The 13222-nt window shown below is 56.1% G+C and carries 12 protein-coding genes and 1 pseudogene; 9 read left to right on the top strand and 4 right to left on the bottom strand.

Going from position 1 to position 13222, the window contains the following annotated elements; all coding sequences use genetic code 11:
• Positions 1–22: 22 nt before the first annotated feature.
• The 4 genes from Z948_RS0102610 (at position 23) to glmM (ending at position 4070) form a co-directional block, all read left to right on the top strand.
• Positions 23–685, top strand: coding sequence for a cell wall hydrolase (locus Z948_RS0102610; RefSeq protein ID WP_025058019.1), 663 nt, complete (start codon positions 23–25; stop codon positions 683–685).
• 107 nt (positions 686–792) lie between these two features.
• A complete protein-coding gene (locus Z948_RS0102605; protein WP_025058018.1) occupies positions 793–1716 on the top strand; it encodes a dihydroneopterin aldolase in 924 nt (307 codons plus the stop codon).
• A 1-nt stretch (position 1717) separates the two neighbouring features.
• Entirely contained in the window at positions 1718–2716 is a 999-nt protein-coding gene (gene folP, locus Z948_RS0102600; protein ID WP_025058017.1) for a dihydropteroate synthase, read from the top strand.
• Between the two features lie 4 nt (positions 2717–2720).
• On the top strand, positions 2721–4070 hold the full coding sequence (glmM, locus tag Z948_RS0102595; RefSeq protein ID WP_025058016.1) for a phosphoglucosamine mutase: 1350 nt from the start codon (positions 2721–2723) through the stop codon (positions 4068–4070).
• Positions 4071–4145: 75 nt separating this feature from the next.
• Here glmM and Z948_RS0102590 read toward each other — a convergent pair.
• A pseudogene (locus Z948_RS0102590) lies at positions 4146–5055 on the bottom strand (DMT family transporter).
• A gap of 105 nt (positions 5056–5160) precedes the next feature.
• Positions 5161–6183, bottom strand: coding sequence for a ketol-acid reductoisomerase (ilvC, locus tag Z948_RS0102585; RefSeq protein WP_025058014.1), 1023 nt, complete (start codon positions 6181–6183; stop codon positions 5161–5163).
• A 132-nt stretch (positions 6184–6315) separates the two neighbouring features.
• Here ilvC and Z948_RS0102580 point away from each other — a divergent pair, with 132 nt between their 5' ends.
• The 3 genes from Z948_RS0102580 (at position 6316) to Z948_RS0102570 (ending at position 8445) form a co-directional block, all read left to right on the top strand.
• Positions 6316–6771 carry an Lrp/AsnC family transcriptional regulator gene (locus Z948_RS0102580; RefSeq protein ID WP_025058013.1) on the top strand — a complete coding sequence of 152 codons (456 nt, stop codon included), beginning with the start codon at positions 6316–6318 and terminating at the stop codon, positions 6769–6771.
• Complete coding sequence (locus tag Z948_RS0102575) at positions 6768–7223, top strand: Lrp/AsnC family transcriptional regulator (protein ID WP_025058012.1); 456 nt, start codon at positions 6768–6770, stop codon at positions 7221–7223. Before Z948_RS0102580 ends, Z948_RS0102575 begins: the two co-directional genes overlap by 4 nt.
• A 97-nt stretch (positions 7224–7320) precedes the next feature.
• On the top strand, positions 7321–8445 hold the full coding sequence (locus Z948_RS0102570) for an aminotransferase class V-fold PLP-dependent enzyme (RefSeq protein ID WP_025058011.1): 1125 nt from the start codon (positions 7321–7323) through the stop codon (positions 8443–8445).
• A 72-nt stretch (positions 8446–8517) separates the two neighbouring features.
• Here the strand turns inward: Z948_RS0102570 and Z948_RS0102565 are convergent, their stop codons facing one another.
• Both Z948_RS0102565 and Z948_RS0102560 read right to left on the bottom strand, forming a co-directional pair.
• Complete coding sequence (locus Z948_RS0102565) at positions 8518–8904, bottom strand: hypothetical protein (RefSeq protein WP_156023489.1); 387 nt, start codon at positions 8902–8904, stop codon at positions 8518–8520.
• Between the two features lie 56 nt (positions 8905–8960).
• Positions 8961–10337, bottom strand: a complete 1377-nt coding sequence (locus Z948_RS0102560) for a M20/M25/M40 family metallo-hydrolase (protein ID WP_025058009.1) — start codon at positions 10335–10337, stop codon at positions 8961–8963.
• A 202-nt stretch (positions 10338–10539) separates the two neighbouring features.
• Here Z948_RS0102560 and hemA point away from each other — a divergent pair, with 202 nt between their 5' ends.
• Together hemA and Z948_RS0102550 are read left to right on the top strand one after the other, a co-directional pair.
• Positions 10540–11763, top strand: coding sequence for a 5-aminolevulinate synthase (gene hemA / locus Z948_RS0102555; protein ID WP_025058008.1), 1224 nt, complete (start codon positions 10540–10542; stop codon positions 11761–11763).
• Positions 11764–11886: 123 nt separating this feature from the next.
• The gene (locus tag Z948_RS0102550) at positions 11887–13173 is read left to right on the top strand and encodes a helix-turn-helix domain-containing protein (protein ID WP_025058007.1); all 1287 of its coding nucleotides are present in this window, start codon (positions 11887–11889) and stop codon (positions 13171–13173) included.
• Positions 13174–13222 lie beyond the last annotated feature (49 nt).

Below are 13222 nucleotides of genomic sequence, written 5' to 3'. Positions count from 1 at the left end.
TGAAACAACGCCGGAGAGATGAATGATACGGTTTGGAACCAGTTTTAGCGGAATGCGGCTTGCCTTGGTGGCGGCTGTTGCATTGGCTTTGCCGACTGGTGCCATGGCAAATTCCGTTGCAAAAAAATTGGCGAAAATCGAGGCTCAAGGGCTCGCGAACCTTTCCCAAGACCGTATCAATTTGCTTGTAAAGCCAGCGCCAATTGCGGCAGCGGCGGCTTCGTCTAGTGGTAACGCAACAAATGCTGTGTTTTCGCGTGAATGGTTGGCAAGCCAGCCAAAACCCAAAAGCTCGGCCGAGTTCAAATGCCTCGCCGAGGCGCTTTACTTTGAGGCGCGGGGCGAAACCGTCAAAGGCCAGTTTGCTGTGGCCGAGGTGATCCGCAACCGCGTTAAATCCAGCCGCTTTCCGAACACATATTGTGGTGTGATCAATCAGGGCACAGGCAAAAAGTACCAGTGCCAGTTTACCTACACTTGTGATGGCCGCCCCGAAGTTGTTTCGGAACATGCGGCCTATGCGCAGGTTTCCAAAGTTGCCCGCGCAACGATTGACGGAAAATCACCCGACATCACAAAAGGCGCGACCTTTTACCATACCACCGCCGTTAGCCCCAGCTGGTCCCGTAAATTCACCAGAACGGCCCGTTTTGGCGTCCATCTGTTTTACCGCCGCGGTTCCTGAACTTTATCTCCCTGACGCAAAGCGCCCCTTTGAGGCCGTTTGTCGCCCTCGACCTCTGCGGTGGTGCAGTATAAACGCGCCATGACCAGACCAGTTGGGAGTCTTCCATGTCCTCTGAAACGCGCCTTGCTTTTGCCCACCCGTCCGAACGGGCGGCGGCAACCTCTACCATCGACGCGTTAGATCGCATTTCGGTCCGCGATCACACTGTCGAGGTTGAGATCGGCGCATTTCAGGCTGAACGCGGTGTTCAGCAACGGATATGTTTTAACATCGTTGTCGAGGTTCAGCCGCTTACGGGGCCGATTGATGACGATGTAGATCGCATCCTGTCCTATGATCGCGTTACCGAAGCGATTTCTGCGGAGCTTGCCGTGGAACGTCTGGCGCTGCTGGAAACATTGGCTGAACGCGTGGCCGAACGCATTCTGCTAGAGCCTCAGGCCATGCGGGTTTTTGTACGCATAGAAAAGCTGGACCGCGGTCCGGGGGCATTGGGCGTTGAAATTGTTCGGGCACGTGATGGTGCCCCGCCCGCCGAAATCGCAGCCGAGCCAGCACCGCATCCCGAATTGGTATTTCTGAGCAACGAGGCGATTGAATCAGATTTTCTAAAGGCGTGGTTGGATCAGTTGCATGAACAGGGCCGCCCGCTGATCTTATGCGTTGGGGCTGCGGATATTGCGGCGCCACAGGTTGCCCATAAGATGGCCCAGCGGCGCATTGACCTTTTGGCGATTGAGCAAAACGCATGGGTCTTGGCCTCGAAAGACGACCGTTGCGTGGTTGTTCAAACGCGAACAGAACTGGATTGGGCCATGAAGAACGGCCAGACCAGCGTTTGGGCGCCCTCCAAGATTGTGTTGGATAGCGTGGATACCCCCTCGGCCCAGACGGCGGATGCTGTTGCGCTGGCAGCTTGGTTCGCCTCAACCTTTGAGGCGCGCGAAATGCTGGTGATTGGCGCGGACCTGCCAGAAGGGGCATCTGTGCCATTGCGTAAGGTGTCAGCAAAACAAGAGACGCTGTAAGATGTCGCGCGCTTATTACCGCCCGATTGTTCAATGCGATGTTGCCCGCCCACGGCAGGCAATAACCCTTGCGCAGGGGTGGGGGTGGTTCACCCATGTCGAGGTGTTGCACCGTGGCGCACCGCCAAAGATCGCGGAAATTGACCAGATCCCGCCAGAGGCGTTGCCCCCCCTCAGGGGACGACCTGCGCAATTTGGGGAGCGCCCCCATATCATGGGGATTTTAAACGCCACACCAGACAGCTTTTCTGACGGAGGTCTGCACGCTGCGGCTCAGGATGCTGTGTCAGCGGGCCTTGCGATGGCGGCGGCTGGGGCTGATATCTTGGATGTCGGTGGTGAGTCCACGCGCCCTGGCGCCGAGACAGTCGCAATAGACACGGAAATCCGCCGTATTGTTCCCGTGGTTTCGGGCCTGCGCGCGAGAGGATATGATGGGGTTATCTCGCTGGATACGCGCAAGGCGGAAGTGGCCCGTGCGGGGATCGCCGCTGGCGCTGACCTGATCAACGATGTGTCAGGTTTTACCTATGACCCCGCTTTGGCAGGCGTCGCAGCGCAGGCGGCTCTTCCTGTTTGCGTCATGCATGGGCCATTGGACCCTGCAATAATGCAGAATGACCCCCGATATGATGATGTCATCCTTGATGTGTATGATTTTCTGGAAGACCGCATTGCCGCGCTAGAGGCGCAAGGGATCGCACGCGAAAAGATCATTGCCGACCCCGGGATCGGGTTTGGAAAGACGCAAGAGCATAACCTGCAACTGCTTGCGCGGCTGAGCCTGTTTCACAGCCTTGGAGTGCCGATCCTTTTAGGTGCTTCGCGCAAGCGGTTTATTGGCACAATAGGGGGGGCTGAGGGTGCCGCTGATCGGGCGCCGGGGTCTATTGCTGTTGGTCTGGCGGGGCTCGCACAAGGTGTGCAAATTTTACGTGTGCATGATGTCGCCGAAACCGCGCAAGCCATTGCACTTTGGCGGGCCTGCGTGGCACAATAGCGGTATGACAAAACTATTTGGTACCGACGGCGTGCGCGGCACGGCAAACATTCACCCTATGACCGCTGAAATGGCGCTGCGTATTGGCGCGGCGGTTGGTCGCTACTTCCGCAGGGAGAGCGCAAATTCGGCCCACCGCGTGGTGATTGGCAAGGATACGCGCCTATCTGGCTATATGTTTGAGAACGCTCTCACGGCGGGGTTGACCTCAACTGGGATGAACGTGCTGCTGCTGGGGCCAGTGCCAACACCAGCTGTCGGGCTTTTGACGCGGTCGATGCGGGCTGATTTGGGGGTTATGATCTCGGCCAGCCACAACCCTGCGCAGGACAATGGGATCAAGTTTTTTGGCCCAGACGGTTTCAAACTGTCTGACAAGGTTGAAGCAGAGATTGAAGCGCTTGTCGCGGAAGGGGTGGAGCCAACCACCGCGCCGGAGATCGGGCGTGCGAAACGTATCGATGACAGCCGTTTCCGCTATATCGAGCGGGTGAAATCCAGCTTTCCACGGCAGATGCGTTTGGATGGCCTAAAGGTGGTCATTGATTGCGCAAATGGCGCGGCGCACCACGTGGCGCCGATGGCCTTGTGGGAGCTAGGCGCAACGGTCATTCCCGTTGGCGTTTCGCCCAACGGTCACAACATCAACGCCAGCTGTGGCTCAACCCACCCGCAAGTAGCGGCGGAAACGGTTGTGGCGCATGGGGCAGATGTGGGGATTTGTCTGGATGGTGACGCGGATCGCGTGATCCTGTTGGATGAAAAGGGCCGCGTTGGGGATGGGGATCAGTTCATGGCGCTGATGGCCGCGCGCTGGAAGGCCGAGGAGCGCCTGAAGGGGGACGCGCTGGTCGCGACGGTGATGAGCAACCTCGGGCTTGAACACTTCCTGTCGGATCGCGGCGTGAAATTGGAACGAACCAGCGTCGGCGATCGCTATGTTGTTGAGCGGATGCGCCAAGGGGGCTTTAACCTTGGTGGTGAGCAATCAGGTCATATCGTCATGACAGATTATGCCACCACGGGCGATGGCCTGATGGCTGGGATGCAATTTCTGGCAGAAATGCTGCGCGCAGAAAAACCAGCCTCCGAGCTGATGCACCAGTTTGATCCCGTTCCCCAACTTCTTGAGAACGTGCGTTTTGAAGCTGGGCAGACACCACTGGAAGATCAGCACGTGAAAGCAGCAATTGCGCAGGCCGAGGCTGATCTGGCGGGCGGTGGACGTCTGTTGATCCGCAAATCGGGCACCGAACCTTTGGTGCGGGTCATGGCAGAGCATGAAGATGCCAAGCTGATGTCGCAAGCCGTTATGAGCGTTGTTGCGGCTGTTGAGGACGCCGTAAAGGCCTGATCCCGATGAGCAGGCAAAGCCTGCACAATATGCTTTTGGTAGCGCGTGCCTTGATGGTGCGCGCCGGACGGGTCCTTAGCCTGCAAAGAGGCGCCGAAGGGCTCCGTATTGGCTGAGGGCGACACCGATGAGGATCAGGGCCAGAGCGTAGAGCAGCGAGCTGGGGAGCGCTTCTTCCAAGATCAAGGCGCCTAACACCACCGACCAAACCGGCACTTGATAATTCACAAGTGACATAAAGACAGGGCCTGCGCTGCGGACCACTAAAACCCTCAGCAGATTTGCAGCGGCAGTTGGAATAAGCCCTAGAAAGGCAAGTACCGCCAGCAGTTTTGGCGTTGGCACGGGCGGTAGCCCAAGCAAGAGGGATAATCATCACAGCCCCGATGATCAGCAAAACTGTTGCAAGGCCGATGGGGTGGACTGGTGGTAGGCGTCGCATGATGATCGAGCCGATTGCATAGCAGCTAGCGGCAAGAACACAGGCGATGCGCCCAGGTGTTTCGTAGGTATTACCAGAACTTTCAAAGGCTTGGCTGCCGATCAGAATGACCACTCCGCCGAAACCAATGAGGAACCCCAACGCCCTGCGCGGGGTCATGCGTTCCCCAGGGATAAAGACATGCGCAAGCGGCAACACGATAAGGGCAATGGAGGCCATGGAGACGCCAGCAAACCCTGCGGTTACAAATTGCTGCCCCCATGCAATCAAAGCAAAGGGGATTGTCGAGCTGATCCCACCCAAAATAAAAACATCGCGTTTTACCGCCGCTGATGGTCGCCCTTCAAACAACGGCAAGCCAAGGAATAACCAAACCACCCCCATCAAAATGGCGGCAAATGAAATACGTGAGGCCGCCAGCCAAAAGGGGGGCATCCCCTCTGCCAGTGCGATTTCGGTCACCAAAAAGGTGCCGCCCCACGTAAAGCCAAGGGTCGCAATGGCAAGCCAGTTCAAAGGTGAGATTTGGGGGGTGTTTTCCATTGCAACACTTAGGGCGAGTTTGCCGTGCTGGGCAAGGCGGGAACGCAAAAAGGGCCCGAGATTTCTCTCGGGCCCTTTTCGGGAATATTCAGAACTGGCTAGGCCTTAGTTCTTGGATTTGTCGACCATTTTGCCAGCAGAGATCCAAGGCATCATGCCGCGCAGTTTTGCGCCTGTTTCTTCGATCATGTGCTCGTCGTTTGCGCGACGTGCCGCTTTGATTGTTGGCTGGCCAACGGCGTTTTCAAGCATGAAGTCACGTACGAATTTACCTTGCTGGATGTCAGACAGAACGTCTTTCATGCGGGCTTTGGTTTCGTCGTAGTTCAGGATGCGTGGACCGGTGACGTACTGGCCGTACTCAGCTGTGTTGGAGATCGAGTAATCCATGTTGGCGATACCACCTTCATAGATCAGGTCAACGATCAGCTTCACTTCGTGCAAGCACTCGAAATAGGCCATTTCTGGTGCGTAACCAGCTTCGACCAATGTTTCAAAGCCACAGCGGATCAGCTCAACCAAGCCGCCACACAGAACAGCCTGCTCGCCGAACAGGTCGGTTTCACACTCTTCGCGGAAGTTGGTTTCGATAATGCCCGAGCGGCCGCCACCGATGGCGGAGCAATAGGACAGGCCGATTTCCAGCGCTTTGCCAGAAGCGTTTTGGTCAACAGCAACAAGGCAAGGCACGCCGCCGCCTTTGGTGTATTCGCCGCGTACGGTGTGACCTGGGCCTTTTGGCGCCATCATGATCACGTCAACGCCTTCTTTAGGCTCAATCAGGCCAAAGTGTACGTTCAGGCCGTGGGCGAATGCGATGGCAGCGCCTTCACGGATGTTGTCGTGAACGTATTTTTTGTAGGTTTCGGCCTGCAATTCGTCGGGCATGGTGAACATGATCACGTCAGCCCATGCTGCGGCTTCTGCGATGCCCATAACTTTCAGGCCTTCGCCTTCGGCTTTTGCGATGGATGCGGAACCTTCGCGAAGAGCAACAACGAGGTTTTTCGCGCCTGAGTCACGTAGGTTCAACGCGTGGGCGTGGCCCTGTGAGCCATAGCCGAGGATCGCCACTTTGGCATCTTTGATGAGGTTAACGTCGCAATCACGGTCATAATAAACGCGCATGTTCTTTTCCTTCCGAGGGTTGATTTGGCCGCACATTATCTGATGTTGATCTTGATTTAAGTGTTGAATGGCGGGTTTTTTCGTGAAAAATAAATGAAGTTATTCGCCCATTTCTAAATTTGTGGAAAAATCATGCTTGATGATGAGGATCGACGCCTATTACGCTATTGGCAGGCCGAGCCGAGCCTCTCTCAGGGGGAGCTTGCAGAGCGTGCGGGCATGACCACAGGCCGTGTCACGCGGCGCATCGCGCGCTTGCAAGAGCTGGGTATCGTGAACGGTATCGGCGCGGTGATCGATTGGGCGGCGCTGGGATATGCGGTAGAGGTCTCTTTGCGCATTACCTTGGACAAAACCCAAGGCAACGCATTTGATGCCTTTATGGCCGAGGCGCGTCTGGTTCCCGAGGTCATCGAATTGCAGACCTTCCTAGGGCGCGTTGACGTTCGCCTTTCCATCATCGCCCGCGATATGGCGCATTATCAGGAAATCTATCGCAGCCGCATTCTAACGCTGCCTCATATCTCTGAGATCGAAGCCCTAATGCATGTGGCGCGGATCAAAAGCAGTGAGGGCCTGCCGTTATGATCGAGCTTGACGAGATTGACGCAAAGATTTTGCGTGCTTTGGCCCGTGATGCCACGCAATCGGCGGGGGCGATGGGGCGGCGGCTGGGGCTAAGCCAACCCGCCACATGGCGGCGCATTCGCCGTTTGGAAGAGGCGGGGGTGATCCGTGGGCGTCATCTAAAGTTGAATGCGGAAAAGCTGGGCTTTGGTGTGACGGTTTTTCTGGGGGTCAAACTGGCCCTGCGTGGCCGCGTCAGTCTAGAGGATTTTGAACGCGCGGTTACCGCCATTCCAGAGGTGCAAAGCGTCGAGCATGTGCTGGGGTTGTATGATTACCGTCTGCGGGTTGTTGCCCGTGACCTACCAGATTTTGAACGGGTTTTGCGCCGCCGTATCATGACCCTGCCAGGCGCAGGGGAGGTCGAGGCAAATGTTTTGTTGAGCGAAGAGCGCCTCGCGGGGCCTTTATAAGGGGGCACAGGGGCGGCTTTGGTCGGCTTAAGATAGACTTTGCCAAGAGGCGCTGCACTGCGTAAGCAGAGTGTAACATTGGGATAGGAGAAAACAGATGGCGTTACTTGATACCGTAGATCCACACGGTCTAGAGGAATTTTCGGTTGTATTCACGGACCGGTCGCTCAATTCCATGAGCGCGGCCTTTCAGGAGGTCATGCGTGATATCCACACGATGCTGTGTGACGTGTACAATGCGCAATCTGCCGTGGTTATTCCTGGTGGTGGGTCATACGCGATGGAGGCGGTTGCGCGTCAGTTTGCTCGTGACCGTGATGTGTTGGTTGTGCGCAATGGCTGGTTTTCCTACCGCTGGAGTCAGATCATCGAAACAGGCGGCCTAACCGCAAACGCCACCGTGATGAAAGCCCGCGCGCAGGGTAACGAAGCACCAGCGCCCTTTGCACCCGCCCCGATAGAAGATGTCATCGAGGCAATCAAAACTCAAAAGCCGCAGGTTGTGTTTGCCCCTCATGTGGAAACCTCGGCGGGGGTGATCCTGCCAGATGCTTATATCGCCGCAATGGCACAGGCTGCCCATGATGTCGGCGCGTTGATGGTGCTGGATTGTATCGCCTCTGGCTGTGCTTGGGTGGATATGGAGGCGCTTGGCGTCGATGTTCTGATTTCGGCACCGCAAAAAGGGTGGAGCGCGCAGCCCTGTGCGGGGCTTGTAATGTTGTCTGATCGCGGCATTGCGCAGCTGGGGGAAACCCAATCAGACAGCTTTGCGATTGATCTGGGGAAATGGCACGCGATCATGCAGGCCTATCTAGACGGCGGACACGCCTATCACGCGACAATGCCAACGGATGCGTTGCGGGTATTTCGCGACACAATGCAAGAAACCAAAGACTACGGGTTTGACCGCCTGAAAGAGGCCCAGTGGCGTCTGGGCGACGGTGTGCGTGCGATGATGGCTGCTAAAGGTATCCAATCCGTTGCCGCCGATGGTTTCGGCGCCCCCGGTGTGGTCGTGAGCTATACAGATGACCCAGACATTAAATCGGGCAAGGCATTCGCTGCCGAAGGCATGCAGATCGCGGCAGGGGTCCCGTTGCAGGTGGGAGAGCCTGACGGCTTTAGCACCTTCCGATTGGGGCTGTTCGGGTTGGATAAACTCTATGATGTCGATGCCACATTGGGCCGTTTGAAGGCCGTGGTTGATAAGGTTCTGTAACCTTAGATATTTAGCGTAAAAAGGGGCGCGGCAGATGATTTGCCGCGCCCCTTTTTCAATTTGTTTCGCAAATTACCGCCAGCAGGCAGTCGCATCTTCCCAGCTGACTTCTTGTTTGGAGCGGGCATAGATTTTCATCGCCTTCGCTTCGTTGTTCTTTGCCTTGATCATCGCCAATGCCGACAGGCCAGCGGGGCTTTCGTTTACGTCTGATCCGCGCTTTGAATAGCCTTCGGTAATATCCTTCTTCGCTTGGGAAATCGCGGCGGCGCGCGAGTATTCCTTGCCGCTTATTTGCGCCTTTTGGCCCTTTGGTGGGATGGATTTAACCCAATTTCCCAACCACTTATCTCGATCAGGGATCGAGTTGTAACAAGTGCCCGCATGCACAGGTGCAGCAAGGGCGATTGCGGCAATTGCAACGGCTGCGACAGAGGGTAGCTTTGAAAAAATAGACATAGAAACTCCGGTTTTGAATTGAAAAAAGGGGCGCTCAACGCGCCCCCAAAAGCTGTTTACGTGACCGCGTCCAATATGCGGGCCCATGATCGCATCCCTTTGTGAAAACTCTCCATGTCGTATTTTTCATTGGGAGAGTGGATTTGATCGTCGTCCTTACCAAAACCGATCAGCATCGGCGTGGTGTCCAGAATGTTCTGGAAGTGCCCCGCAATCGGGATCGACCCGCCACAGCCGATATAGGCGGCGGGGACGTTCCATTCGTCGGTGAGCGCCTTTAACGCCTGTCCAAATGCGGGGGCGTCTGTTGCGGTCCCCGAGGCGCGGCTGGCGCCGTGGTCTGCCCACTCGGCCGAGCAATCCGCAGGCAGCATGTCTTCAACCATCTTGCGGAAATTCTCGCGGATGGCGAGGGGGTCCTGATCGCCGACAAGGCGGAATGAAATCTTGGCGCTGGCTTGGGAGGGGAGCACGGTTTTGAAGCCGTCACCTTGATAACCGCCCCCAATACCGTTCACTTCGCAGGTCGGGCGCGACCAGATCATCTCAAGCGGGGTGCGGTCCTGTTCACCCGCTGGGTCGGATAGGCCCACATCCCCCAAAAAGGCCGAATGATCAAAGGCAAGGCCCTGCCACTGGGCTTCCAATTCATCGCTCAGCTCTGGAACACCATCGTAAAAGCCAGGAACTGTAATGCGGCCCTGATCATCGTGAAGGGAGGCAATGATTTTAGACAACACGCGCACGGGGTTCATGGCGATGCCGCCAAACATACCCGAGTGGAGGTCCTTGTCAGGGGCGGTGATGGTCAGCTCTTCGCCCAGTAACCCCCGCAGCATGGTCACAATCGAGGGCGTTTTGCTTTCGAACATGCCAGTGTCGCAGATCATGGCGTAATCGGCGCGCAACTCATCCGCATTTTCCTCCATAAAGGGCACCAGCGAAGGCGAACCTGATTCCTCTTCGCCCTCAAAAAAGAAGGTGATCCGGCAAGGCCAGTCGCCCTTTACCTCTTTCCACGCGCGAAAAGCTTCGACAAATGTCATCAACTGGCCTTTGTCATCCGCCGCGCCGCGCCCGCGGATTACGGGGCCTGCATCGGTTTCTTCTACGGCGGGATCAAACGGGTCACGATCCCACAGGTTTAGCGGATCAACCGGTTGCACATCATAGTGACCGTAGAACAGCAAATGCGGCTTGCCCGTCTCTGGCCCAATATGGCCGACAACCATCGGATGCCCTGGTGTTTCACGCTTTTCCGCTGGGATACCAATGCTTTGCAGGTCTTTCACCAGCCAGTCGGCGGCCTCTTGGCAGTCCTCTTTAAAGGCAGGGTCCGTTGAGATGGATTTGATGCGCAGCAGCTCTAATAAACGTTCGGTAGCGGCAGGTAGGTCTTTGTCGATTTGGGCGAGGACAGCGTCGAGCGACATGAAGGTAAGCTCCTGATAAGGGGGATTTTGTCCGACCCTAACAGGCGCTAATGTGATGTCCAGTGGTTGAATTTTCCGATGGGAAACAACCCTGCGACACTAAGCGCCTGATTGTGTATTGATGCACTTGGAACCATTCTATATCTGATCGACAAGCATCACGAGGCCTATGTGTATCGTGTGACGATTTTGGAGAGACTTCATGAGCTATTCGGAACAGCTTGATAATGCGCTAAACCGTCTTCACGAAGAAGGCCGTTACCGCACGTTTATCGACATCGAACGCCGCAACGGGAACTTTCCACATGCAGTCTGGAACAAGCCAGATGGTACGTCGCAGGATATCACTGTTTGGTGCGGAAATGACTATTTAGGCATGGGGCAAAACCCCGTTGTTCTAGAGGCGATGCACGAAGCGATCAACGCAACCGGAGCGGGATCAGGCGGCACACGCAACATTTCCGGCACAACCGTCTATCACAAGCGCCTCGAGGAAGAGCTGTCCGATTTGCACGGAAAAGAGGCAGCTTTGCTGTTCACCTCGGCCTATATCGCAAATGATGCGACGCTCAGCACGCTGCCAAAGCTGTTTCCGGGGCTGATCATTTATTCGGATGCGCTGAACCACGCCTCCATGATCGAAGGGGTGCGCCGCAACGGCGGTGCCAAACGTATTTTCCGCCACAACGACGTGGCCCACCTGCGTGAGCTGCTTGAGGCTGATGACAGCGACGCCCCAAAGTTGATCGCCTTTGAATCCATCTATTCGATGGATGGTGATTTTGGCCCGATCGAAGAAATCTGTGACCTAGCCGATGAATTCGGCGCGTTGACCTATATCGACGAGGTGCACGCGGTGGGCATGTACGGCCCGCGCGGGGCAGGGGTGGCCGAACGGGATCGCCTGATGCATCGCCTTGATATCATTAACGGAACCCTTGCCAAAGCCTATGGCGTGATGGGCGGTTATATCGCGGCATCAGCCAAGATGTGCGATGCGATCCGCTCATATGCGCCCGGTTTCATTTTCACCACGTCACTGCCGCCAGCGGTAGCGGCAGGTGCGGCGGCATCGGTTGCCTTTCTAAAGCGCTCTCCTGAATTGCGTGAAAAGCACCAGCAACAGGCAAAAGCGCTCAAGCTGCGTCTCAAAGGATTGGGGCTGCCGATCATCGATCACGGAAGCCATATCGTTCCTGTGATGGTTGGCAATCCAGTCCATACCAAACTGCTGTCGGACATGTTGTTGGATGAACATGGCATTTACGTGCAGCCGATCAATTTCCCAACGGTCCCGCGCGGGACCGAAAGGCTGCGATTCACACCCTCGCCAGTACACGGTCCGCGGGAAATGGATGCGCTTGTGAGTGCAATGGACGGGCTTTGGGCCCATTGTGCGCTGAATCGTGCCGAACAAGCTGGTTAACAAGCCAATTACTCGCTAATATCTTTGCACTATGCTAACATTAGCCTAACAAGACGCGTGACGAATCAAGATATTTGGTTGTCAAAGGCGCGGCAGGCACAAAAACTAGACTAGGGCATTTGTATGATAGGGCGTTGGGCCTCCAAGAAAGTAGAAGCCGAGGATGTCAAACCATCAGGTTTTGACGCCTTTGAATTACGTCTTGGTGATCTAATGCGCGGCGAGCGTGCAACGCTTGGGAAATCTCTGTTGGATGTCCAACGCGAGTTGCGGATCAAAGCTTCCTATATCGCGGCGATCGAAAATGCCGATCCAGATGCCTTTGACACACCTGGGTTTATTGCTGGCTACGTGCGATCATATGCGCGCTATCTTGATATGGACCCTGACAAGGCGTTCGATGCGTTTTGTAACGAAAGCGGGTTTAGCGTTGCCCATGGTATGTCTGCCGAAGCCTCTGTGGTTAACAAACCCACACGCGAAGAGCGGCTGAGCAAAACAAACGAACATGATATTTTCTCGCGCCCTGCGATGCCTTTCGCGCCAACTGGCGATGGTGTGTTCGCACGGATTGAACCTGCGGCGATTGGCTCTTCTTTGGTGCTGGTCGCCTTGATCGCAGCCATCGGTTTTGGCGGGTGGAGCGTTTTGAAGGAAGTTCAGCGCGTACAGGTTTCCCCTGTGGATCAAACGCCTGTTGTCCTTTCTGATTTGGACCCGTTGCAAGCAAGCCTTCCGTCTCAACCAACGCTCGATAATGGCGTGGCGCCAAATACGGCTGTTCTAGCTGATGCACCACGGGTTGAGGCGCTGGATCGTCTGTATCGGCCTGCGGCGCTTGACGTGCCTGTTCTTGTTGCGCGTGACGCGCCCATCGCCTCACTTGATCCGCGCACTGGCGGCTTGTTTGAGACGCCGGTTGGCCCGAACGCAACAACAAGCCCAGATCGGTTGGCCGCTGCTGTGGATGGCGCGATTAGCGATGTTTTGGCAGAAGGTTCGGCAGCGACAGGGGGGCTTACTGTTCCTCAGGTTCTTGAAGGTCCAGCACCAGCCGTTCAAGTTGTCGCAACCAGTGAAACATGGGTGCGTGTGACAGCTGCCGATGGCACCAACATCTATGAAAAAGTAATGCAAAAGGGCGATACGTTCGACGTTCCTGCCCTTGAAGAGGCGCCTTTGCTGCGCACGGGCCAAAGCGGCGCGGTTTACTTTGTGATGAATGGCGAATTCTTCGGCCCTGTCGGCGGGCGCGGCAGCGTTACCTCTAACGTGCCTTTGCACCAGCAAGCATTGGCCGAGCTGTATGAACCCGCACAACCGGGTGAAGACAGTGCCTTGGAAGTCATGGTCGCCGAAATGCGCGCGGCAGCAGAAGCACCAGCGGAAACAACGGACCAAGACCAGTAAACGTTTGGCCGTTTCGCCGTAATCCTTCCCCTTTGACCCAGCTTACCAT

Source organism: Sulfitobacter donghicola DSW-25 = KCTC 12864 = JCM 14565, assembly GCF_000622405.1.
Classification (GTDB): domain Bacteria; phylum Pseudomonadota; class Alphaproteobacteria; order Rhodobacterales; family Rhodobacteraceae; genus Sulfitobacter; species Sulfitobacter donghicola.
The sequence above is the reverse complement of the archived record's forward strand: the minus strand, read 5'-3'. Positions and strand labels throughout refer to the sequence as shown.

Coding starts and splice junctions, on each gene's coding strand:
- Z948_RS0102610 (WP_025058019.1), top strand. CDS start 23: ATGATACGGTTTGGAACCAGTTTTAGCGGAATGCGGCTTGCCTTGGTG.
- Z948_RS0102605 (WP_025058018.1), top strand. CDS start 793: ATGTCCTCTGAAACGCGCCTTGCTTTTGCCCACCCGTCCGAACGGGCG.
- folP (WP_025058017.1), top strand. CDS start 1,718: ATGTCGCGCGCTTATTACCGCCCGATTGTTCAATGCGATGTTGCCCGC.
- glmM (WP_025058016.1), top strand. CDS start 2,721: ATGACAAAACTATTTGGTACCGACGGCGTGCGCGGCACGGCAAACATT.
- ilvC (WP_025058014.1), bottom strand. CDS start 6,183: ATGCGCGTTTATTATGACCGTGATTGCGACGTTAACCTCATCAAAGAT.
- Z948_RS0102580 (WP_025058013.1), top strand. CDS start 6,316: ATGCTTGATGATGAGGATCGACGCCTATTACGCTATTGGCAGGCCGAG.
- Z948_RS0102575 (WP_025058012.1), top strand. CDS start 6,768: ATGATCGAGCTTGACGAGATTGACGCAAAGATTTTGCGTGCTTTGGCC.
- Z948_RS0102570 (WP_025058011.1), top strand. CDS start 7,321: ATGGCGTTACTTGATACCGTAGATCCACACGGTCTAGAGGAATTTTCG.
- Z948_RS0102565 (WP_156023489.1), bottom strand. CDS start 8,904: ATGTCTATTTTTTCAAAGCTACCCTCTGTCGCAGCCGTTGCAATTGCC.
- Z948_RS0102560 (WP_025058009.1), bottom strand. CDS start 10,337: ATGTCGCTCGACGCTGTCCTCGCCCAAATCGACAAAGACCTACCTGCC.
- hemA (WP_025058008.1), top strand. CDS start 10,540: ATGAGCTATTCGGAACAGCTTGATAATGCGCTAAACCGTCTTCACGAA.
- Z948_RS0102550 (WP_025058007.1), top strand. CDS start 11,887: ATGATAGGGCGTTGGGCCTCCAAGAAAGTAGAAGCCGAGGATGTCAAA.